We start from the raw sequence: 24139 nt of genomic DNA on the forward strand, positions 1-24139 counted from the left end.
TCTCCTCAGTTTTCGGTACTTATGACTCTCTAGTCCTCGTCGTCCTCAAAGTCGTCAACATCGTCAACATCGTCAACAAGGTCGTCGTCATCATCGAGAACTGGAGAGACAGCGCCACCTATTCCATAAGTAGGTCGCTCTTCAAATCCGAGTCCTGGGCTGTAAGCCCGAGCGGTTCGGTCATCCAGCACCACGTCCAGCGCATCCTCCTCAACATCGAGTCCGTTACCGAAGCCAGATGCTAACAGATCAACTTCTGAGCTGATGCTGTCCTCATAGGCATTGAACCCGGTTCCTGCCGGAATCAGTCGCCCAATGATCACATTCTCCTTCAGACCGCGCAGCCAGTCAGATTTGCCTTCAATTGCAGCTTCGGTGAGAACCCGCGTCGTTTCTTGGAACGATGCCGCAGAAATAAAGCTATCTGTATTCAGCGATGCCTTGGTAATCCCCAGCAACATCGGCGTATATTGCGCCGGTGCGCCGCCAGTAATTGCCATTGCTTCATTCACTTGCTCAATCTGCCGCAGTTCCACCAACTCTCCAGGGAGCATCGTGGTATCGCCGCCATCATCGACCCGCACTTTCGAGGTCATCTGGCGCACAATCACCTCAATATGCTTATCAGAAATATCAATTCCCTGAGATTGATACACCGATTGCACTTCATTTACCAGGAAAGTTTGAACCTTCTGCAACGCCATCAGCGCCGCTTCGTAGACTCCCATCGTTTCCCGGTAATGCTCAAAGAAAATCTCTAGAATCTCATGGGGATTGGCAGGACCATCGGTTAGCGCTTCCGCAGTCTCTACAACCATGTCATCTCCCACAATGACGTTCTGTCCAGGGCCAAGGGGATAGTCAGCCACGACGCCGTCTGACTCGATGACTTTAATCTCCTCTGCGTCCTGCTGATCTCCGTAAACGACCTGAGCCGTTCCCGCACGTCGTGCCAAAATACACGCTTCTTTTGGCTTCCGTGCCTCCAGCAGTTCTTCAATACGCGGTAAACCTTGGATGATATCTCCGGTTTTCGCCCGTTCAAAGACTAGCAGCACCAAGTTATCGCCCCGTTGCACCAAGTCTCCATCATCGATATGTAGGACGGCTCCGGAAGACACGCGATAAGGACGTGCCAGACGCATCTGGATCGAATCCTCCAAGATGGCGGAAATTTGACCGGACTCTGGGGCAACGACGCCAGTGGCAATCTCAGTCCCTGCTACTAACAGCGCTCCTACTTTTACGGTGGGTTTAGCGCCTTTCGTGTCAACATTAATCCGGTCAGTATCCCGAACCAGCAGCACCCGGCGGATCGAGGCTTCTCCAGAGCGAATCCCCCGGACTTCTCCGGCATCCTTACACTGAATTTCCGTGCGAGCCACAACGGCTCCCGGCTCGATCTGCTGACCGTCAGTTACCATAATCCGCGTATGCGTACTGCCAGAAAGCGGATCTGCCGCCGTATCGCGACGAATCACCAGGGATTCCGAAACCAAGAGCTGTAAACGCATCTCTGAAGTCCGAGGCGAAAGTTCAGAAGTTACGGCTGAAAGCGCGGAGCTTTCGTCGTCGTCGTTGTCTTTTGCCTCAACTCCCTTCCCTTCAATTGGCAACAACTCGATATCTGCTGCCAGTAGCTCCAAAGCACCAAGGCTCTCGGAACTGCTTTCACCCTCGGTTCCATAGCCAATTTCTAGCACCAATTGCGTCCGCAGCAGTTCCAGCCCTCCAATGGACTTCACGCGCTCCCCATCTTTATAAGGAAGCCGCTGTACTGCTCGCAGCTCAATCTTGTAACGTCCTCTGCCCGAAATAGAAGCTTGAGATGGTACGCTCGGCTCATCCGGAACGTGAAACTCAGTTACCGGACGCAGCAACAATGCAGGACCTTCAGGGGTTTCCACAAATTCGGTATAGCGCAACTCGCTAACCGTCAGCCCTGGCATAACTTCCTGTCCCGGATAGAACAGGGACCCATCTGTTCCCATTACTGCTTCTGGGTCATCGACCAAATGCAGTTCACCGGGCTTAATCACGATTTCCCGTAGGATATCGTTTTTCTGGGTTACTTCCACTATGCCAGCCGTTTGACAGAAGATATCTTTGACGACTTCTGTCATTGCTTCTACATATTGACCATCTTCCACTTGCAGGAGTGAGATATCCTTGTTCACTTCATGGGATTCTTCTGGAATCCACAGCAAGGTGCCGCCTTTGATGACTTCGTATCCTTGTTTTGCCTTGGCTTTTTTGGCAACTTCCACACCGGCGTATTTGATAATTCCGCCGGTCTGGGTGTTATAACGATCGTCAATTAAGTCGGCTACTACCTGGTGGTTTTGCACTTTTGTCCCTGGGGTTGCCTTCAGGGAAAAGCGCTGATTCTGGGCAGTATAAATTACATAGTGGTCGCGCCCTTGAGTCGCTTCCATTCGCACCCGTGCTTGGTCTAGCAGAACGCTAGCGGTGATAATTTCAATTTCTCGTCCCCGCGAACCAGCGTCATCAGCTTTTAGCCGGACAACACCGCCATGTTCGCTCACCAACTTAGTTTCTGCGAGTACGTCGTTGCGATTCACCAGTTTACCGTTCTGCACGACGGCTTCGGCACCTGGAGGTAGGTTATAAACTTCTCCAGACAAAATCCACAACAAACCACCCCGTGCCGCAATCCGGGTGGTGTTCCCTTGGCGGTCGGTTTTTTCTTCTGGAAGCAGACCTTCAAACTTCACTTCGCCTGCCAGGTCAGTGGTAACGTCTTTGGCGGCTTTTTCTGTATGAGCGCGAGTGGAAGAAGCGATCGCGACTTCACCCAATAGCTGTTCTGCCGTTACTGTACTGCCATTGACACAGTACAGGGTGGAGTTTTGAGTCAGCGGAATCGAGATTTGCTGCTGAGTGCTGTCTACTGGATCGAGAATCAATTCCGCATTGGTCGACTCCACCAGCAAAGCATCTTCCCCGTGCCGCGTCCGCAGTCCTCGCGTCCGCATCCCTCGGCTAAAGCGCACTTTGGCGGTCATTGGGGCACGGACTTGTCGCGCGACTTCGCCGGTAAAGACGCCGCCAGTGTGGAACGTCCGCATGGTAAGCTGGGTGCCCGGTTCCCCAATCGACTGAGCGGCAATAATTCCTACCGCTTCCCCCAGATCCACGAGATGTCCGTGAGCGAGGCTCCAGCCGTAACAATGTTGACACACGGAACGGGCCGCTTCGCAGGTCAAGGGCGATCGCACGAAAACTTCTTCTATCCCAGCCTTAACAATGTTTAGCCCCATGTCTTCTGACATCGGCTGATTGCGCGGCATTACAACTTCCCCAGTGGTGGGATGAACCGCATCTTCTACTAAAACGCGACCTAGCAGGCGATCTGACAAAGGAATCAGCACCCGATCGTCCGAAGTCATGCTGCGTAAGCGAATCCCCCGCTGGGTGCCGCAGTCCACTTCCCGAACAATCACATCCTGAGACACATCGACTAGGCGGCGGGTAAGATAGCCGGAATCTGCTGTACGTAAAGCGGTATCTACTAATCCTTTCCGCGCCCCATAAGACGAGATAATGTATTCCGTGACGGTCAAACCTTCCCGGAAATTCGTCTTAATCGGCAGACCAATAATCTCGCCCTGGGGGTTTGCCATCAATCCACGCATTCCCACCAACTGACGCACCTGAGAAATATTTCCCCGCGCCCCGGAAAACGCCATCATATAGACCGAATTCAGGGGATCTTTTTGTCTAAAGTTGCGAACCACCTCATCCTTGAGGGCTTCACTGGTACTATTCCAGGTATCGATAACCTTTTGGAAGCGCTCCACCTCAGTGATTTCACCCCGCGTGTAGCGTGCTTCTGTGGAGCGAATTTCAGTTTCGGCAGCGTCCAGTAACTGCCGCTTGGAATCCGGCACCTGCAAGTCATCCACACTAATTGAGACACCCGCTTTAGTCGCGTAGTGGAAGCCCAAATCTTTCAGACGGTCTGCCATTTGGGAGGTGCGGGCACTACCAAAATTGGTAAATGCCCAGGCAACCAGTTTCTTCAGTTGCCCTTTGTCCACCATCCGATTATGAAAAATATTTTTGATTTCTGGTTGCTCTGCCATAAGTTAGGACTGAGGTATAAGGACTGTTAGCGTAGCGGCGCTCTACTCGCAGAAGAGTATTTAAAGAAGACTGAGCGATAAGGAGTCTTCGCATAGTGGCATTCAACTCGCGGACTGAGCGAACACAGAACAAGCGAACACAGAAAACCGGAGCGAGGACGTGAGTGAGTAGGAAAGTCAAAACTTTTTGCCCAGCCCTCAATCACTCAGTCCTCAGCACTGATCTATATTGCCAATGCCTCTTGAATCGTCTTATTGTAGATAATCCGACCGGGCGTCGTCCGAATGTATTGGGTCAAGACATTCCCTTCCTTGTCTTCCCGCACTCGGCGGAAGTTGTAGGTTCTCCAAACGGTGCCATCAGCTAGGGTTTCCACTTTTTCCGGCTCCGCATCCGGTTTATCATTCTCTACCAACCCGTCAAAGCGCACCCAGATGTAGGCGTGTAAATCTACCGCCGACTGCTCATAGGCTAAAAGCACATCATCCAAGCTGGCGAAATAACCTCCAGCTCCCTTAGTTGCTGCTGGGTTTTCTGCCGTTAGGTAATAGCAGCCCAATACCATATCTTGACTAGGCGTTACAATGGGTCGTCCCGTCGCTGGAGAGAGGATGTTATTAGAAGCCAGCATCAGTAACCGTGCTTCTGCCTGAGCCTCCAAAGAAAGCGGTACGTGAACCGCCATCTGATCGCCGTCGAAGTCCGCGTTGAACGCCGGACATACCAACGGGTGCAGCTGAATTGCTCGACCTTCCACCAGAATTGGTTCAAACGCTTGAATCCCCAAACGGTGAAGCGTTGGTGCTCGGTTCAGCATCACCGGATGACCGGCAATGACTTCCTCTAGCACGTCCCACACAGAGGCATCCCCGCGCTGAATCAGCTTCTTAGCTGCCTTGATATTATTGACCAGTCCGCCGCGAATCAGCCGGTGAATCACAAACGGTTGGAATAACTCAATTGCCATTTCGCGTGGTAAGCCGCATTGGTGGATTTTCAGCTTCGGTCCCACCACAATTACAGAACGTCCCGAGTAATCTACTCGCTTACCCAACAGGTTTTGCCGGAAGCGTCCTTGCTTCCCTTCAATAATGTCCGACAGAGATTTCAAGGGGCGATTATTGGCTCCTACTACTGTCCGTCCCCGACGACCATTATCAATAAGCGCATCCACTGCTTCTTGCAACATCCGCTTCTCGTTGCGGACAATGATTTCCGGTGCCAAGATTTCTTGGAGCCGTGCTAAGCGGTTGTTGCGGTTAATTACCCGGCGATACAAGTCATTCAAGTCAGAAGTGGCAAATCTGCCGCCATCCAGCTGCACCATTGGACGCAAATCTGGTGGAATTACCGGAATCACCGACAGCACCATCCACTCTGGCTTAGAACCAGTCGCGATGAAGTTGTCAATCACTCGCAGGCGCTTAATTAGTTTCGCCCGCTTCTGACCCTTAGCATTGGCAATTTCCTCTCGTTGGGACTCAGCCTCTGCTTCCAAATTAATGTCCTGCAAGAGACGTTGTAGTGCCTCAGCACCGATTCCCACCTCTACGCCTTGCAGGGTAGAATCTTCGCTATAGAGCTGCTCCTCAATCTCCAGCCACTGATCTTCCGTCAGCAACTGCTTGTAACTGAGACTCTCCACATTGCCGGGACTCAGTACTACATAGGCATTGAAATAGACAATCTGCTCCACATCCCGCAGGGGCATATCTAGCAGAATCGACATATAGCTGGGAATGCCTTTGAGATACCAGACGTGAGCCACAGGTGCCGCCAGCTTAATGTATCCCATGCGGTGACGACGCACTCGCGATTCTGTCACTTCCACGCCGCAGCGTTCGCAGACAATACCCCTGTGGCGCACCCGCTTATATTTGCCGCAGTGGCATTCCCAATCTTTTGCCGGACCAAAAATGCGTTCGCAGAAAAGGCCATCCATTTCTGGCTTGAGCGTCCGGTAATTGATCGTTTCGGGTTTTGTGACCTCACCCACCACTTGACCATTGGGCAGGTTTCTTTGCCCCCAGTCCTGAATTCGCTTTGGCGATGCCAGAGCAATTTTGACGTAGTCAAACCGCTGTTCTAGCTGATGTCTCATCTGTCGCTGCGCTCCAATTAAAAATTAAAAATGAAAAATTAAAAATTTCTAATTTTTAATTTTTCATTTTTCATTGATTAAACTTCGTCTTCTTCCAGTTCCTCGCGGCTGAGAGATTCATAGGTGGGTCGCGTCGGCGTCCGGCGATTTGACACATCCGCCATCAAGTCAACCTCTACGTGTCCCGTGGTTCCGTCCTCAGTCGTCTCCACCTTATGGACGGCAATATCTAAACACAGAGATTGCAGTTCTCGCATTAACACCTTGAATGACTCTGGTGTTCCTGGTCGTGGAATCGCCTTGCCTTTCACGATCGCATTCAGCGCTTCGTTCCGCCCCTGCATATCGTCGGATTTCACCGTCAGCAACTCCTGCAAAATGTAGGCAGCGCCAAAAGCCTCCAGCGCCCACACTTCCATTTCGCCAAATCGCTGTCCGCCCTGTTGTGCTTTGCCTCCCAAGGGTTGCTGAGTGACCAAAGAGTAGGGTCCCGTAGAACGGGCGTGGATCTTGTCGTCTACCAGGTGCACCAGCTTCAGCATGTATGCCTTGCCCACAGTAATCGGACGGTCAAAGGCTTCTCCGGTACGCCCATCAAAGACTCGGAGCTTTCCAGCTTCATCAGGGTTAAACAGCCAGTTCTTCCCGGTCTTCTTCCTCGCCTCCTCCAACTTGCCATGCACCGACTCGCGGCTTTTTTCCGCTCCGTGCATTTCGTCGAAGGGAATCACTTTGAAGCGGACATTTAAGTTCTCACCAGCCCATCCCAGCAAGCACTCAAAAACCTGCCCCACATTCATCCGTGAGGGCACTCCGAGTGGGTTCAGCACAATGTCCACGGGCGTCCCATCTGGCAGGTAAGGCATATCTTCGGCAGGCAATATCCGGGAAATAATCCCTTTATTACCGTGCCGTCCCGCCATCTTGTCGCCCACTTGGATTTTGCGCTTCTGTGCGACGTAGACACGCACCACCATGTTTGCTCCGGGGGGCAGTTCGTCGCCCTGTTCGCGGGTGAAGACGCGCACGTCTACCACGCGCCCTTTCTCTCCATTGGGCACTCGCAAGGAGTTGTCCCGCACATCCCGCGCTTTTTCACCGAAAATTGCCCGCAGCAGTTTCTCTTCCGGTGGCTGGTCGGATTCCCCTTTCGGCGTCACCTTTCCTACCAGAATATCCCCGGCTTCTACCCAGGCTCCAATTCTGATAATCCCGGTTTCATCCAGGCTTCGCAAGCTATCCTCACCGACATTAGGAATTTCCCGCGTAATTTCTTCGGGTCCTAGCTTGGTTTGTCGCGCCTCGATTTCGTACTTCTCAATGTGGATGCTGGTGTAGACATCGTCGTAAACCAGCCGTTCGCTGATTAAGATCGCGTCCTCGTAGTTGTAGCCTTCCCAGGGCATATACGCTACCAGGATATTCTGCCCCAAAGCTAGTTCGCCCCCTTCGGTAGCAGAACCATCCGCAAGTACCTGTCCGGCAACGATGCGATCGCCTTCATACACCAAGGGTCGCTGATTCAAGCAGGTATCCTGGTTTGAGCGCTGATACTTCTGCAACTCATACTCGATCTGCGGTCCGTTAGGTTCCCCGGTCTCGTCGAAACTCCGCACGGCGATCCGTGTCGCATCCACAAAGGTGACTTCCCCATCGTACTTGGCGACTACCACCATCCCGGAGTCCCGCGCTGCCTGGGCTTCCAAGCCAGTTCCCACTAAGGGTCGCTCTGGCTTCAACAACGGCACTGCCTGCCGCTGCATGTTCGATCCCATCAACGCCCGGTTGGCATCGTCGTGTTCCAAAAAAGGAATCAACGATGTGGCAACCGAAATAATCTGCACCGGCGACACCGCTACATAGTCCACCATGTCAGGTGTCGTGGTGGTGAAATCTTGGCGATATCTCACCGCCACCGATTCTCCTAAGATCCATCCATCCACATCCATCGGGATATCTCCCGGCGCGACTTGCAGATCGTCTTCCTCATCTGCCGTCATATACACCGGCGCTTGTTCCTTGAGTACCCGTCCGTTTTCTACCTTCCAGAACGGCGTCTCTACAAATCCGTAGGCATTCACCCGCGCATGCGTCGCCAAAGATCCGATCAATCCCGCGTTCGGCCCTTCTGGCGTCTCAATCGGGCAAATTCGTCCGTAGTGGCTCGGATGAATATCCCGCACGGCGAACCCTGCCCGTTCCCGCGTTAGTCCTCCCGGACCTAACGCTGAGAGTCGCCGCTTGTGGGTCAGCTCCGCTAAGGGATTTGTCTGATCCATAAACTGGGACAACTGGGACGAGCCGAAAAATTCCTTAATCGCCGCCACCAAAGGTTTCGGGTTTACCAAAGAAGCAGGTGTTAGGGTTTCGGCATCCGAAACGGTCATTCGCTCCCGGATAATCCGCTCTAAGCGGTTCAAGCCGACGCGCACTTGGTTTTGCAACAGTTCGCCTACCGAGCGCACTCTTCGGTTCCCCAAGTGGTCGATATCATCGGTAATCCCGATGTCATATTCCAAGTTGATCAGGTAGTCTACTGCTGCCAGAATATCGGTCGGGGTCAGCACCCGCACTGTATCCGGCACGGAGAGCCGCAGCTTCTTGTTCAGCTTATAGCGACCGACTCGACCCAGGTCATAACGCTTCGGATCAAAGAAGCGCGATTCCAACAACTGCTGTCCCCCAGAAACCGTCGGCGGTTCACCGGGGCGTAGTTTCCGATATAGCTCCATGAGCGCTTCTTCTTCGGAAAACTGCCCTTCTTTCTCAATGGTCTTCTGGAAATATTCTGGGTGACGCAATGCATCAAAAATCTCGGAGTCCGAAAGCCCTAAGCTCTTGAGTAATACCTGTGCCGACAGTTTGCGCGTCTTATCGATGCGTACCCACACCAAGTCGTTTTTATCGGTTTCAAACTTCAGCCACGCTCCCCGGTTGGGAATCAAGCTTGCTGAGTAGGTACGGCGTCCGTTTTTGTCGGTTTCCGATTTGTAATAAACTCCGGGGCTTCGCACGATTTGGTTAACGATCACCCGCTCGGCACCATTAATAATGAATGTGCCTCGATCGGTCATCAGGGGCAAATCGCCGATGAAGACTTCTTGCTCTTTAATCGTCCCATCTTCTTTATTAATGAGTCGCGTAGGAACGTACATTTGTACGGCATAACTTGCATCCCGACGCTTGGCTTCATCTACATCATACTTGGGTCGCTTGAGTTTGAAGTCTTTGCCTAAGAAATGCAACTCCAGCTTGCCAGTGTAATCGGTAATCGGCGAAAAGCTGTTAAGTTCCTCAATCAGACCTTCTTCCAGGAACCAGCGGAAGCTGGCTCGCTGAATTTCTACCAGGTCTGGCAACATATAAGCAACTGGAGTGGAGGTCTGATTAGTCATGCTTTTCCTCTTGCAAAAGAATTCAGGAATTACCTGTCGTAAGGGTGGGTTTAAGAAGAGTGCTAGTGGGGAGACCCAACTTCCCGATCAACCCGATCGTCTAGGACTCAAAAGTCATCCGTTAGGGGGATGAATGCTAAATTGATTCATCCCCCATCTTTGATGGTTCCGAATTCGTTCTTCATCTTTACATCCTTCCCATCTAGGGGGATGGAATTCGTGCCAAAGTAAGCAGTAGGGGCGAAGTATGCCTCACTCATCCCCAAGGACAAGCGATTCGCAAGAATAAACTGAGCCGTTTAGTCCTTACTAGGAAGGAAGGAAACGTCTCAGGGTTGTTTTTCGTTGGTTTTATAAGCGAACCAGCAGTTCGCTTTGGCTTGTTTGCTCAAAGATAATATTTAGTGCTTCTTTACCAGGTATAAGGACAGTGATTGCAGGGGTATGAAGTCTGTTTAGGGGGAGCGGGCAGCCATCCCAGTGCGATCGCAAGAATTCTGTTCATAGAGGGTCTTTTAAATATTATGTCGCAAATTGACTTTCTTTGTTGACACCTACCTCTAAAGTGGGGTAATGAAAACCAGGTCGGGAGAAAAGAGATTTTCTACCAAAATTTTTTGCTTTCTGGGTCGGGATATCTCTGTCGGGGTTCCCCCTCCCTTCCCGGTGTTTACAGCACCCAGGACAGGTACGGTACACGGGACGCGGCATGGATAAAGGCCCCGATCGTTGGGCACTAAACCGTAGCACAAAGCTGAGGTACGGAAAGTCGAAACAGATTGCAGGCATTCTGGGTGGTTTGCGTTGCTAGAGTCTCTAAAGAGACACCCCTCAGATGGGCAACGCACTCTGCGACATATCGGACGTAGGAGGGTTCGTTACGTTTGCCACGTTTGGGAACGGGTGCGAGGAAGGGGCAGTCGGTTTCAATTAGGAGGCGATCGCTGGGAATTATTCTCGCCGATTCCTGAACCTGAGTGGCGTGTTTAAACGTCACGATACCACTGATACTAATATAGAATCCCAAATCCAAGAATCCTTGCATTTCTTCCGAAGTGCCCCCCCAGCAGTGCATGACGCCCCGCACGGGACCAGTGCGCTTCCAGAAATCTTGCAACAGTTCGTGCATGGTCGCGGCAGCATCCCGGCAGTGAATAATTACAGGCAAATCAAGTTGCTGCGCGATCGCTAGCTGTGCTTCAAAAACTACTTTTTGCCGCTCCCTATCTTCAGCTTTATAAAAATCCAGACCGATTTCGCCAATTGCTACCACTCGATGGTCAGAACTAGCCAGCGAACGTATTTGTTCGGCAGTCTCTGATGTCCACTTCTCGGTATCTAGGGGATGTAACCCCACGGCGAAGTAAAGTTCTGGAAATCGGTTTGCCAGGGCTTGAATGCTTGAAAACTCCGCAGGTTCCACACACGAATGTACCAGTCGAACGACACCCGCTTTGCGCCACCGATCCTTAATCTCTTCCAGATCGGACTGGAAGAGATCGAAGTTTATATGGACATGGGTATCGAACAACTGTATCTGTTCAGTCATTGGTCATCAAGAATTAGGTAGCGGGTAACGGGTAGTGGAAGTTCTACCGATTACCGGCTCCGATAAACAACTGACTGCTGGCTAGTGACAAGCGGCTAGCCGCTAGGAAGCAGAAGCATCCGACGAAGCCGGGGATGAAGTTTCTGGCTGGGGCTGCGTGCGTTTGAGAGCCTTGGCGAGATTGGATTTTTTACGGGCACCGTTGTTGGTATGCAACACCCCCCGCTTTACCGCTTTGTCAATCTTGCTGTAAACCTCTGACATCCGCCGCTGTACTTCTTGCAGCGATTCCGCAGTGGGATTGGCTGCGTGGGTTTGGACGGCTGCAAGATAATTCTTCATCAGCGTTTTTACGGCTGATTTGTAGGTCTTGTTACGCAGCCGGTTGCGTTCGGCTACTTGGACTCGCTTTAGGGCTGACTTAGTATTGGCCACAGTCGTTGAGGAAAACTCTGTACGGTTAACAAACAGAACTAGATAGATTAATATACCATCTCTCCATAAATTATAGCGATCCCTTGAAAAATCCAGGTTAAGCTATAGAAACGAGTACAGGTAGTAGGCTGCCTCATCTCAACGGATGAGGATAGTGATATACCTGAACTCAGGCGGGTAATTCCTAGATGGTGATTCCGACTCCATGCTGCGAATCATTACTCAGGTAGCTGAGGCAAGAACTGAACTGCGGCGTATCTGCGATCGCACCCATGACGACCAGATTGTTCATAAAGAGGCAACTGTTCGGGAAGTCTTACAGGCTGTGAAGCGCCAGGGCGACAAAGCCCTGCTGCACTACACGGCTGAATTCGATCGACAAACTTTAAATTCCGAACAGCTGCGCGTTAGTGGCTCAGAACTGGATGCTGCCTATCAACAGGTGTCCAAGGAGTTACTCAACGCAATTCAACTGGCACGTCAACAAATAGAAGCATTCCACCGGCAGCGCGTCCCGAAATCTTGGGTTCAATTTGGGGACGATGAGATTGTTTTGGGGAAGCGTTACACGCCGGTAGACCGAGCAGGGCTTTACGTTCCTGGCGGTCGAGCATCCTATCCAAGTACGGTATTGATGAACGCCATCCCTGCGAAGGTGGCGGGTGTACCAAGAATTGTCATGGTGACGCCACCAGGGCAAGAAAAAACGATTAATGCAGCGGTGCTAGTAGCAGCCCAAGAAGCTGGGGTGCAGGAAATTTATCGGATTGGGGGCGCTCAAGCGATCGCGGCTTTGGCTTATGGCACCGAAACCATTCCGAAGGTAGATGTCATCACTGGTCCCGGTAATATCTACGTCACCCTGGCGAAAAAGCTCGTTTATGGCACTGTGGGGATTGACTCCCTGGCAGGACCTTCTGAGGTACTGATTATTGCCGATGAAAACGCCAATCCTGTCTATGTAGCGGCAGATATGTTGGCGCAGGCGGAACACGATCCGATGGCAGCGGCAATTCTCCTGACGACAGAAGCCGGGTTGGCAAAGAAAGTACAGCTAGAAGTAGAACGTCAGTTGGAAGATCATCCGCGACGGCTACTCACCGAGAAAGCGATCGCTCATTACGGTTTGATTGTGGTAGTTGACTCTCTGTTAGTTGCTGCCGACCTCTCCAACGAGTTCGCCCCCGAACACTTGGAACTCGAAGTCCAAGAACCCTGGGATCTGCTGGAAAAAATTCGCCACGCCGGTGCTATCTTCTTGGGTTCTTCAACGCCCGAAGCTGTGGGAGACTACTTAGCAGGACCGAATCATACGCTGCCTACCTCCGGCGCTGCCCGTTATGCTTCAGCACTGGGAGTGGAAACGTTTCTGAAACACTCCAGTCTGATTCAATACTCGCCCACAGCGCTCCAGAAGCTTGGCAATGCTATCCAGATACTTGCCCAAGCCGAGGGTTTGCCTTCCCACGCTGACTCCGTGCGGCTGCGAATCGAGAAGAGGTCTGACGAATAACGAAAATAAGGAGATTTTGGGGTGCTAAAAATTATTCTGGTGGCTCTCGACAGTTCAGAGCTTTCGGAGGCAGTGATTCATTCCCTGGAAGAACTCCAACTACAGCCAACAACCAAAATCATCCTTTCCCACGTCATTCCTTCTTCAGGGTCTGAGGTAGAAATTGCTGTTGACAAGCCCCATTCTTCTTCGGAGGATCTGCCTTATCGACAGATAGAAAAGGAGATGGAATCTTATCAGGCTGCTTTACCCTGCCACAGCGAACTAGAAATCGTCACTGGCGACCCCGCTGAAGAAATTATCCGGCTTGCGAATATTTATCAAGCTGACTTAATTGTGATTGGCAGTCGGGGTTTAACGGGTTTGAAGCGAATTATAGAGGGGTCTGTCAGCAGCCAAGTTGTTGCTGATGCCCCTTGTTCGGTGCTGGTAGTGAAGCAGGCATAAAAATTAGGATCAAACGGGATTCCAGGGAGTTAATTAAGTAGATTCTCCAACAAAGCAATTAGTCAGGCAAAGCCCTCGCTTTTTAGCATTGTGAACGAACTCAAAAAAACCTAAGTACAACGGCAGCTTTTCTTGAGAGATACTCCGATGCGATCGCCACTAGGAACGCAAGAGCCATCTCTTATGCTTCCATTGTGTTGATATATCCTATTGACATGGACTTTACAGAAGCCATCTCCATCCTCATGGCGAGTATATTTACCCCTGCAATGACACACTGTTTTGTGGGTATAGCTCCACTCAGGTAAGGGATTGTAGATGGCGTATTCATTGGTATATATCTGAGTGCCTGCTGCAATGGTTGTTTTGATGAGTGGCTCAATAGTCGTTTGCTGGACATGGCAAGCATCAAAATGGCAAGCTCCCCAACCCTCGCAGCAATTTAGGCACCGAGGTGCGGTTGTCGGTATTTCCCGATGTCAGTACAAAGCCCGTGAACCTCGCCTTGTCGTTAACCACGATATGCAGCTTGAAACTAAAGAACCAATCAACAGAAGTCTTACCGCGAGCTGCCGGATGCGGCGATTGTGGCAGTCTTATAAGACTGGTGGAATCTATGAAGCTGATGCCGCTACAGGTACACCCAGCAGGAACGTAGGTAGGCACATAATGACAGTAGAGCACTGGGTATCCCCTCAACAAACCTTCGGTAAATGACAGACCCAGAAAAGCATCCAGCCACTGAGGCTGCACCTTCTGTTGATAGTAGGCTTTAAAATTGCGGTAACCCGACTGATAAGAAGCCAATCAGAATCGTCATGGTTTTGCTCAAGCATAGACGACGTGGTCGCTTCGGTTATTGCAACCCATTACTAAGGAGTTGGGGATAAAGAAAGTGGTTCAAAGGTTTAGCAGAAGTCATCAGGCCAGCAGAACATTTGTTCTAGACCAAACAGGGGCAAGCAGAGGGATGAGAATTTAGCACTTTCAGCGTATCTGTTCTGCCCCTTTCTCATCCCGAACTGAGGTTTTTTGGCTTCTTCGCGAACCGTATTGGAAGCTGCCTCGGCAACCGCTCGTAAGTAGTCAGAACTGACTGCCCAAGAATCATCTGGGCTTAAAGATACAACACAGTTGGGAACTAAAACGAGTCTACGCTGTTCTACCTGTTTGAGGATTGCCTATGCGGTGAAAGCGGTTTAAAGCTTGTAGCTGAAAACAGCGATCGCTTTTTTGAAAAATATTGATTAATTACGGAAAATACTCATTAATTATAAAGTAACAATAAAGAAATATCACTATTTATTTAAAGCTATCAATAAGTTACGTATAAACCCTGATATTTAAATTTTGATTAAATATGAATTTCATCTATTGCTATATAAATTTATTATAAAACCTCAGTAAAAATACCTTGATTTAAATTAGAAACTAGCGAAAAACCTTGTTTTAATTAGGTAAATAAATTAAGTAAAACCCTCATCAGTAGAATTATGAAGCAGCCATAAAGAGCGCTGGCATTTTATTTAAAGATATCGAGAAATTACTGAAACCCTATTGTGGCTCAAGGGAGCCACTGATATATTGCGTACATCAGCTGAGCGTGAAGTAAGCAGAGCTAAAGAAAAAGCCTTATCTACAAACGCCAATTAAATCTTGTGTCTTACAGGGAGATTTCACCGATGAAAGTAACTTCATTTTTACCTTCTGTTTTAGCAGCAGCTGGCATTGCTATTACATCCTCTTTTCTAGTACCAACCTCTGCACAAGCCTTCGGCATATCTTTTGATTCCACCAGTCAATCTACTGAAAATACTGGCGCATCAGCTTTTGTAGAATTCGGTTTTACTCAGGAAGGAGACAACGTTCTGCTTGAGCTGGATATCACCAACACTACTGGTGAGATACCTCCTTTCGGTGCTGGAGCCGAGACGTCTAAACTGACAGGTTTTGCGTTTGATCTCCTGCCAGGTTTGTCCGTAGTTAGCAACTCCTACACAGGCAGCAGTTTCTTCCCTACACTGTTACAAAACGTTAACTTTACCCCTTTTAGTAATCAGGTCGGTAACTTTAGCGTTGCTGTTGCTGATAACAACAACTTTGAAGGTGGCAATGCTAATAATGCCCTTCCTGAGGGTGCCAGTACGCTTGTCAGCTTTTTATTGAGTGGTACAAACCTCGTTGCTGCCACACTTGAAAGCCAATTCCTGGCTGGATTTCAGAATAACACCCTTCAGGCGGCAGTTCGCTTCCAGCAGGTGGATGGTGAGGGGAGTGACAAATTGCTAGGCGGAACTATCGTCGGTGGCGGCGATGATGGCGGCGATAACGGTGGCGGCGATGATGGCGGCGATAACGGCGGCGGCGACGACGGTGGTGACAACGGCGGCGACGATGGCGGCGGTGACAACGGTGGTGACAACGGCGGCGACGATGGCGGCGGTGACAACGGTGGTGACAACGGCGGCGACAACGGCGGCGACAACGGTGGCGACAACGGCGGTGACAACGGCGGTGACAACGGTGGCGACAACGGCGGTGATAACGGCGGTGACAACGGCGGCGACAACGGTGGTTCAACAAAGGTACCAGAACCAGGCACTGTGGCAGCTCTAGCCTTAATGGTTGGAGGATTGAGAGTAGTGCGCCGTCGGAAATCTAACTAAACCACTCATTGATTAAATAGTCATTGTTTCGGTAAGCGATGGGGGTTGGAAGTTTAGTTGAACTTCCAACCCTAATTTTTGCTAACAAGGTGCTTCTGTATCGGTGGCACTGTAATTTGGATAATGAATGGCGATTTTGGCGACTTTTATACAGATTTTAGTTATAACCGAATTGTCAATTAAGGGGCTAACGTTCTATGTTCTCCAAGGAGAAAAAATTTAAAAGTGGCTTTGAGAGGAAGCTAGAAGAACTGTTTGGGTTAGACTTGCGATCGCTCGCTTTGTTTCGCATCGGTCTAGCGTTGCTGCTCCTTACCGATCTGGTTAAACGTTCCCAGGATCTCAAAGCTCACTACACGGATTTTGGAATCCTTCCTCGCGCCCCACTGATTGAACAATTCTTAAATCCTTGGTTCTGGTCAGTCCATTTACTCAGTGGTCAAGCCTTATTTCAAAGTTTTCTATTCTTATTTGCTGGATTTATTGCCTTTTCACTGTTAATCGGTTATCGAACAAGATTTGTCACCATCGTCTCCTGGGCACTCTTGGTTTCCCTTCATAGTCGAAACTCGATGGTACTCAGTGCTGGAGACATCGAATTTCGCTTGTTGCTATTTTGGGCAATGTTTTTGCCGTTAGGGGCTTGTTATTCGGTGGATAGCGCCCTTAATTCATCCTCAAAAGCTTTGCCAGAGCGCATTTTGTCCGGTGCAACGGTCGCCTTGACACTACAAATCTGTTTTGTCTACTGGTTTACATGGGCGCTGAAGTCCGATCCGATCTGGTGGAAAGAAGGCAGCGCCGTTTATTATGCCTTGAGCATCGATCAGTTTGCCACCCCTATCGGTCAATTCTTCTTAGGATTTCCGCCGCCACTGCTCGTCTTTTTAACCTACACCACGCTGGGGATTGAGTTATTAGGGCCATTTTTACTGTTCATCCCCATCCGTACTAGCTTTTTCCGCTTGTGTGCGGTGGTGACATTTATCCTGTTACATCTCGGTTTTGGACTAGGACTAACGCTGGGTCTTTTTCCGTTTATCAGTGCGATCGCTTGGCTGGTTTTCATCCCTAGCGAGTTTTGGAATAGGATTTCCCAGCGCCTGCAAACTCCGGAATGTCAGGGACTCAAAATCTACTATGACGGAGAGTGTGGTTTCTGCAAAAAGACCGTATACCTGCTCCGCACCTTCTTAGTATTACCAGGAACGCCACTACTTTTAGCTCAGGATGACCCGGAAATTTTCGCGGACATGAAAACTCACAATTCCTGGGTAGTGGTCGATTGGGAAGGATACAAACATTTCAAATTTAAAGCGATCGCCTACGTCTGTCACCTATCACCCTTACTTCGACCTCTGAGTCCCTTGCTGGAATGGCGTCCTGTCTTGTCTGCGGGTACGAAAGTCTACGAAGTTATTGCTAACAATCGCCGCGCCGCCTCTAAAGCCACGACTCTTTTAAAGTTTCGCCCCCAGGAAGTGCGTTCTTCGTGGTTAACGAATATCATCGCCTTCCTCTTATTGATTTGCGTAGCTTTGTGGAATCTCAGGACAATTGCTCCCTCTATCTTTAAGCTGCCAAGCGTAGTTAATTGGATAACTCTTGTACTGAGATTAGACCAGAAATGGAGTATGTTTGCCCCCTATCCACTTAAAGATGATGGTTGGTATGTCATTCCAGGTCAGCTTAAAGATGGTACTGAAATAGATGTTTTTAAAAATGGCACACCTATAAGTTGGGAAAAACCACGTCTTGTGTCTGCGACTTATTCAAACGAGCGTTGGCGCAAATACATGATGAATATTTGGAGCAAGGAGAATTCCAAGTATCGTCTTTACTATGGGCGATATCTTTGCCGCAACTGGAATACTCAGCACCAAGGGTCACAGCAGCTTGACACCTTTTCTATTTACTTTATGCAAGAAAATACCCTATCAAATTATCAAACCCCAACGGTAAAAAAGGTTCGTATTTGGAAGCATTCCTGCTTTAAGACATCTTCAGAAGATAACTAAGCTGATGTGCATTTCGATGCGTTTTTTTCGTCGCCTATAATATTGGCAGTATTCTACGTTTACCTGAATTTATTTAGACCTTGAAGGGTACAGCTACCAAAACGTAGCCTGAGGGAGACAAGCTAATTATTTGCCGGTCAATTAACCAAAATTGATATTAGACTGCGAAGGCGGTCTTTGTTTGTGTAACCGCAACTTTAGACGTTATTTTCTTGCCGACGTACCCAGCCATTAATAGTGAATCGACTGTCTGCAAAGGCTTTAGAAGGACAAATAACCGGCAGCACTTCATGTAAATAGCGACTTAGAAAAAACACAATGCTGTTGTTCCGAGGTTCAATTGTTTTAAACGAGTCTGACTGTACGTAAAAATTATTTTCAACCTTACTGTCGTAAATCAGTAACTCTCCACCAGAAAAGGGCTTTGGCTCACGATAAAAGTAATAAACATAAGTTAATTCTCTCGTGGCAGTTTCAGGGCTGCCATTATCGTTATGAATTTTGAAATAATTGCCGTCATTGTGGGAAGTTAACTGACTTTCAATATCGGAAACTCTAAAAGAAGGTATTCCTAGTTTTCTGAATACATTTGGGAGAATCGCTTTAATTCGATTGACTACCAATTCAGAAAATTCAGGGAAGTAATAGAGAACCATTGAACGACGATAGTCAACCTCGTTTGTTGAAGTGCTAGTAGAAACAAAGTTTGATTCTTGTTGCCAAACGTGATTAAGTAAGCGGTTCTTTTCCTCTAAGGTTAAGAAATTATCAATTTGCACATATTCAGAAGGTAAAATATTTGGTAAAAAATCTACAGCTTGAGGTGGTGTCTCTTCTATTGGCGGCAAATTTTGTTGCACGTACAGGGGTGGTTCCGTAACGATGCCAACCAAGCGATCGCTCGAAAAAGACAGAGCCGCATGACCCTCATTGATGGGAATCTGAAATAAACAAGAAAATATTGCTTCCTGTTTTTGGGATTGCGCCACAATTGTCTTCAGCAGACTGTGGAGTACGGGTGAATCTGACTTTAGATAAATTGTGTACTCATGTCCTCCGGTTAGAAGAAGCTGAACTTTTATATCCTGGACATTAGGCTGCTGTGGGGCTGATTGCATAAACGTTTCCTCTTCGATGTTGAAAAATTGAAGAAACTATCTCTGGGCTTTCTCCCCAGCTTCAGAGCAATTTTAACCAGTCGATGCGATATATGGACTGGTGCTGACACCCCACAGGATGCAAAAAGCCGAATCATCGCGATAGACAAGCGATAGACAAAAAGAGCGATCGCTTGTCTATCGCTTGCTCACCACTCAAAGTAATTTATTACTAGAGGGGGCGAAGATAACAGCATGAAATTTATGAAATTTTTTGTTCCAGGTCGCCTGTGTTTATTCGGTGAACACAGCGATTGGGCGGGAGACTATCGCCGCCTCAATCCGAATCTACAAAAAGGCTACGCACTGATCGCTGGGACTAATCAGGGACTTTATGCTGAGGTAAAGCCTCATCCAATCTACCTGATTCTTTACACTTCCCTGAGTGATGGCACCCGGAAAATGCTGACTCTGCCGATGGACGCCGAGGTTTTACTTGCCGAGGCTGAAAAAGGTGATTTCTTTAGTTATGCCGCTGGCGTTGCCTACCAGTTTGTGAGTCACTACCGAGTCCGTGGGCTGGAAATCGACAATTACCTGACAGATTTACCCATTCAAAAAGGTCTGTCCTCCAGTGCGGCGCTGTGTGTCCTCGTGGCTCGTGCCTTCAATCGCGTGTATGACTTAAAGATGACCCTCCAAGACGAAATGGAGTTTGCTTATCTGGGGGAGATTACTACGCCTTCTCGCTGCGGACGGATGGATCAAGCGTGTGCTTACGGCGATCGCCCGATCCTGATGGTTTTTGATGGCGATCGCTTTGCTTCACACACTGATGTCGTCGAATTAAAAGTACCCAAAAACCTGTTCTTTGTAATTGTCGATCTCGGTGCTGGGAAAAATACCCAAGAAATACTCAGTAACTTGAATCAGTGTTATCCTTTCGCCAGTAACGAAGTCCAAGAGAATGTCCAAAAATATCTTGGCTCCATCAGTTCTCAAATTACTCAAGAAGCAGTTGACGCCTTGCAAAAAGGAGATGCTGAACAAATCGGTATCTTAATGAAAAAGGCACAAGCCCAATTTGATAAGCATCTAATTCCCGCCTGTCCTGAGCAGTTAACGGCTCCCATCCTGCACCAAATCCTCAATTATGAACCCATTCAGCCGTATATTCTGGGAGGAAAAGGCGTTGGTTCGCAAGGCGATGGTACAGCACAATTTATCGTTAAAGACGAAGAAAGCCAGCAAAAAGTCATTGAAATTATTGAACGGGATTTTCCTCAAATGCAAGGTTTAAAGCTAACAATTCAAGCAGAACGCAAAGTTCGCAAAGCTATAATTCCAGCCGGGGGTTTCGGCACTCGCTTGTTTCCAGCTACCAAGGCGGTGAAAAAAGAATTTTTTCCGATTATCGATCGAGAGGGTCGTGCCAAGCCGGTTATTCTGGCAATTGTGGAAGAAGCCATCAGCGCTGGGATAGAAGAAGTTGGAATTGTGGTTCAAACAGGCGATCGCGCACTTTTTGAGGAGTTTTTCAAATCTCCACCGTCAGCAGAACTTTTCAACAAATTATCGCCGCAAAATCAGGAATATAGCCAGTATCTACAAGAATTAGGCAGCAGAATTACAATTCTGAATCAAGACAAGCCGGAAGGCTACGGTTATGCTGTATTCTGTGCCAAAGAATGGGTGAAAGATGAGCCATTTCTGCTGATGCTGGGCGATCATGTTTACTCGTCGGACACTGAAACTTCATGTGCAGGTCAACTTTTAGATATTTGCGAGCAAGTTAATCAAAGTGTTGTTAGTTTGACTAAGCTTCCCGCAGAAAGCCTTTATAAATCTGGCTGTGTTACAGGCATTTGGCAGGGATCAAACTCAATCCTTTCAGTAACAAAACTTGCAGAAAAGCCCACAATTGAGTATGCACGCCAGCATCTTCGTGTAGAGGGAATGGCAGAAGATCAATTCCTATGTATATTCGGTTTATATGTACTCACACCAAAAATATTTGAATTTCTCGAAAATAATATTAACAACAACTTTCGCGACGAAAAAGGCGAATTTCAGTTAACATCCTGTCTCGACCAATTGCAACAGGAAGAGGGGATGACCGGATATGTTGTCAACGGTAAGTGTTATGACACCGGATTGCCAGATCCCTATCGCCAGACAATGATTGATTTTAGAAATGCAGCGCAGTAATTAAAAGGTGAGGGATCGCACTCTAGCATCTGAACCAGGATAATTGCGATCGCTTATCAGCTGCTCCTCGCTCCCGTTAAAATACAAACTATCTCTGAGGCTAGTGCTGCTGGCGTCAACTCTTGTACTACTGAGAGTAACCGCTGTCTAAACAGTTCTAGCTCTGTCTTAGCGGCTCTTATGGCAACCTCAAGTACGGAAGGTTTGACTGTGTAACGGGTAGCGCAGATTGGTAGCGTTGATGAGCTGAAAGTTTCGTGATACTCGCTGATGCACAGATTTCCCGAAGCAAACCGAACAGAAACCCAAGGATGACCAATCCACAGTTCCTCCCACTGCTCTCTACGATAGGTCACGGCCTCTTCCCACGCTGCTATGTTCTCTAAACCACTACAGCAGGTCGGCTCTATAGCGATATTATCGTTGCAACATAGGACATAGCCTCCAGAAAAAGAACCGATACACTCTAGATCCGGACTCGAAGTAGCCATTTCTAGCTTCTCGAAATATTTTCCCACCAGATGTCTTAGGACAAATGGCTCAACCAATTGGGAAATTGGCACCAGCCAAGAACCAGGACGGATCGGTTCTAGACTTTCGAGTTCCGAATCGGCAAGGCTCTCCTTCCAGTATCGATACCAAGCGTTGGGATTTTCTACTAAGCTACCGCTAGGACAACTCCGTTCGCTCTGAGAATAGTCGCTTGGCGCGAACTCAACCACGGGTATTAGAGTAACCCGATTGCTAAGCGCAACTAATGGCATCACTTAAAAAGCCGCAAGCAATATGTAAATTTACACAACTCAGATGCTCTACATTCAACTACTTAATGCAAGAAGTGACGGATGCCTGTCAACACCATCAATAAACCAAGCTCATTGGCAGCCTTAATCGAATCTTGATCGCGCAGACTGCCTCCCGGCTGAACAATCGCTACAATTCCTGCCGCCGCTGCTGTCCGCACCGAGTCATCGAAGGGGAAGAAACCATCGCTGGCAAGCGTGGCACCTTGGGATTTTTCCCCGGCTTGTTCTAAGGCAATTTTGACTGAACCGACGCGATTCATTTGTCCGGCACCGACACCTAAAGTAGTGCGATCGCGTGTTACAACAATCGCGTTAGACTTGACGTGCTTACAAACCTTCCAGGCAAATAGTAATTCTTCAAGTTGTTCTGGCGTTGGTTGCTTGTCGGTGACGACTTGCCACTGGCTGGCGTTTTCCACCACGTCATCTGAAGCTTGGACGAGGAAACCACCGGCAATAACTTTAACTGTATTTTCTGGCCCAGCCGCCAAGTCTGGCAAAGTCAAAACCCGCACCTTAGACTTAGCCGCCAGAATTTCCTGTGCCTCTGGTTCGCATCCCGGTGCCACAACACATTCTAAAAATGTTTTGGTAAGTGCTGTCGCCGTAGCGGCGTCAATCGGCTGATTTAGCGCCACAATCCCACCGAAAGCCGAAACCGAATCAGCGTTAAAAGCTTTTTCATAAGCCTCTGACAAGCTATTGCCCAAACCTACGCCGCAGGGATTATTGTGCTTGATAATCGTCGCTGCTGGGGTATCGGGAAACTCGGCAATAATCCGCCGCGCTGCTTCCAAATCCACTAAGTTGTTATAACTCAGTTCCTTTCCTTGGAGTTTAGTTGCCGCCGCCCATCCAGAGGCACCTGCGCCAGTTTGATACCATGCAGCAGGTTGATGGGGATTTTCTCCATATCGTAAAGATTGCAACTGTTGTCCAGAAAGCTCGAATTGTGTGGGTAGGGGTGATGTATGTGCCTCTGCCTCTACAGGAGATTGATGGGTGAGATAGGTCGCGATCGCCCTGTCGTACCCCGCCGTATGCTCAAACGCCTCTCGTGCCCTAGCGAGACGGAACTCATAGGACACTTCCCCACCCTGCTGCCGCAATTCCTGCAAGTAGGCATCGTACTGGGTTGGGTTAGACAAAACTGTTAAATGCTGGAAGTTTTTTGCAGAAGCCCTTATCATCGCCGGGCCACCAATGTCAATCTGCTCAATCGCTTCCGGCAACGTTACTCCCTCTTTCGCAATCGTCTGCTCAAAAGGATAAAGATTCACCACCACTAAATCAATCGGGCGAATTTGGTTCGCCTCCAAATCTGCCAAATCTTGGGGCACATCCCGACGCGCCAAAATGCCGCCATGAATTCGGGGATGCAGTGTTTTGACTCGCCCCCCCAAAATCTCCGGAGAACCCGTGTAATCTGAAACTTTTGTCACGGGTAGCCCAGTATCTTTAAGGGCGTTAGCCGTTCCACCACTGCTGATTAAATCAAACTCAAATTCTTCAACCAACTGACGGGCAAAGTCGATTAGCCCGGTTTTATCAGATACACTCAGCAGTGCTAGACGCGCCATAACTTGTAAAGTCCCTCTTTTTCCATTACTTAGGATAAATGCGATCGCCCTCATGCACAAACAGAGAACCCTGCCCTCACGGCATGGGCAGGGTTCTTCATTCAAAGCGAAGTGAGGAGTTTAAGATAACCGCTTGCCTGGTGGCAAGAAAATCGATAGTGAGTGGGTTGCCTCAGCCATGATGCCACGCATTTCTGGTTAAACAGAGGGGTGGAGA

Annotated in this window: 14 protein-coding genes and 1 pseudogene; 5 read left to right on the plus strand and 10 right to left on the minus strand. The window is 48.9% G+C overall.

What is annotated here, in order from left to right:
* Positions 1-29: 29 nt before the first annotated feature.
* The 5 genes from H6H02_RS14170 to rpsT form a co-directional block, all read right to left on the minus strand.
* Complete coding sequence (locus H6H02_RS14170) at positions 30-4106, minus strand: DNA-directed RNA polymerase subunit beta' (RefSeq protein WP_190818744.1); 4077 nt, start codon at positions 4104-4106, stop codon at positions 30-32.
* 224 nt (positions 4107-4330) lie between these two features.
* Complete coding sequence (locus tag H6H02_RS14175; RefSeq protein WP_190818746.1) at positions 4331-6208, minus strand: DNA-directed RNA polymerase subunit gamma; 1878 nt, start codon at positions 6206-6208, stop codon at positions 4331-4333.
* Positions 6209-6285: 77 nt separating this feature from the next.
* Positions 6286-9603 (minus strand): DNA-directed RNA polymerase subunit beta, encoded by a 3318-nt coding sequence (gene rpoB, locus H6H02_RS14180; protein ID WP_190818748.1) that lies wholly within the window; start codon positions 9601-9603, stop codon positions 6286-6288.
* 736 nt (positions 9604-10339) lie between these two features.
* Positions 10340-11140: a YchF/TatD family DNA exonuclease gene (locus H6H02_RS14185; RefSeq protein WP_190818872.1), complete on the minus strand. Its 801-nt coding sequence runs from the start codon at positions 11138-11140 to the stop codon at positions 10340-10342.
* Between the two features lie 114 nt (positions 11141-11254).
* A complete protein-coding gene (rpsT, locus tag H6H02_RS14190; protein ID WP_190818750.1) occupies positions 11255-11587 on the minus strand; it encodes a 30S ribosomal protein S20 in 333 nt (110 codons plus the stop codon).
* Between the two features lie 205 nt (positions 11588-11792).
* Here rpsT and hisD point away from each other — a divergent pair, with 205 nt between their 5' ends.
* Complete coding sequence (hisD, locus tag H6H02_RS14195) at positions 11793-13100, plus strand: histidinol dehydrogenase (protein WP_190818752.1); 1308 nt, start codon at positions 11793-11795, stop codon at positions 13098-13100.
* A 21-nt stretch (positions 13101-13121) separates the two neighbouring features.
* Complete coding sequence (locus H6H02_RS14200; protein ID WP_190818754.1) at positions 13122-13547, plus strand: universal stress protein; 426 nt, start codon at positions 13122-13124, stop codon at positions 13545-13547.
* Between the two features lie 33 nt (positions 13548-13580).
* Here the strand turns inward: H6H02_RS14200 and H6H02_RS27905 are convergent.
* A pseudogene (locus H6H02_RS27905) lies at positions 13581-13980 on the minus strand (transposase); the annotation flags it as partial.
* Complete coding sequence (locus tag H6H02_RS14210; protein WP_347342610.1) at positions 13956-14300, minus strand: transposase; 345 nt, start codon at positions 14298-14300, stop codon at positions 13956-13958. The gene H6H02_RS14210 and the pseudogene H6H02_RS27905, both read right to left, overlap by 25 nt.
* A gap of 929 nt (positions 14301-15229) precedes the next feature.
* Here H6H02_RS14210 and H6H02_RS14215 point away from each other — a divergent pair.
* Positions 15230-16213 (plus strand): PEP-CTERM sorting domain-containing protein, encoded by a 984-nt coding sequence (locus H6H02_RS14215; protein WP_190818763.1) that lies wholly within the window; start codon positions 15230-15232, stop codon positions 16211-16213.
* Positions 16214-16410: 197 nt separating this feature from the next.
* On the plus strand, positions 16411-18231 hold the full coding sequence (locus H6H02_RS14220) for an HTTM domain-containing protein (RefSeq protein ID WP_190818764.1): 1821 nt from the start codon (positions 16411-16413) through the stop codon (positions 18229-18231).
* Between the two features lie 197 nt (positions 18232-18428).
* Here H6H02_RS14220 and H6H02_RS14225 read toward each other — a convergent pair whose 3' ends face one another.
* Positions 18429-19349 carry a 2OG-Fe(II) oxygenase gene (locus H6H02_RS14225; RefSeq protein ID WP_190818766.1) on the minus strand — a complete coding sequence of 307 codons (921 nt, stop codon included), beginning with the start codon at positions 19347-19349 and terminating at the stop codon, positions 18429-18431.
* 243 nt (positions 19350-19592) lie between these two features.
* Here H6H02_RS14225 and H6H02_RS27910 point away from each other — a divergent pair, with 243 nt between their 5' ends.
* On the plus strand, positions 19593-21536 hold the full coding sequence (locus H6H02_RS27910; protein ID WP_190818769.1) for a sugar phosphate nucleotidyltransferase: 1944 nt from the start codon (positions 19593-19595) through the stop codon (positions 21534-21536).
* A 56-nt stretch (positions 21537-21592) separates the two neighbouring features.
* Here H6H02_RS27910 and H6H02_RS14235 read toward each other — a convergent pair whose 3' ends face one another.
* Entirely contained in the window at positions 21593-22300 is a 708-nt protein-coding gene (locus H6H02_RS14235; RefSeq protein ID WP_190818771.1) for a hypothetical protein, read from the minus strand.
* A gap of 62 nt (positions 22301-22362) precedes the next feature.
* A complete protein-coding gene (purH, locus tag H6H02_RS14240; RefSeq protein WP_190818773.1) occupies positions 22363-23922 on the minus strand; it encodes a bifunctional phosphoribosylaminoimidazolecarboxamide formyltransferase/IMP cyclohydrolase in 1560 nt (519 codons plus the stop codon).
* Between the last annotated feature and the right edge of the window lie 217 nt (positions 23923-24139).

Origin of the sequence: Coleofasciculus sp. FACHB-1120, from assembly GCF_014698845.1 — a bacterium.
Taxonomy (GTDB): domain Bacteria; phylum Cyanobacteriota; class Cyanobacteriia; order Cyanobacteriales; family FACHB-T130; genus FACHB-T130.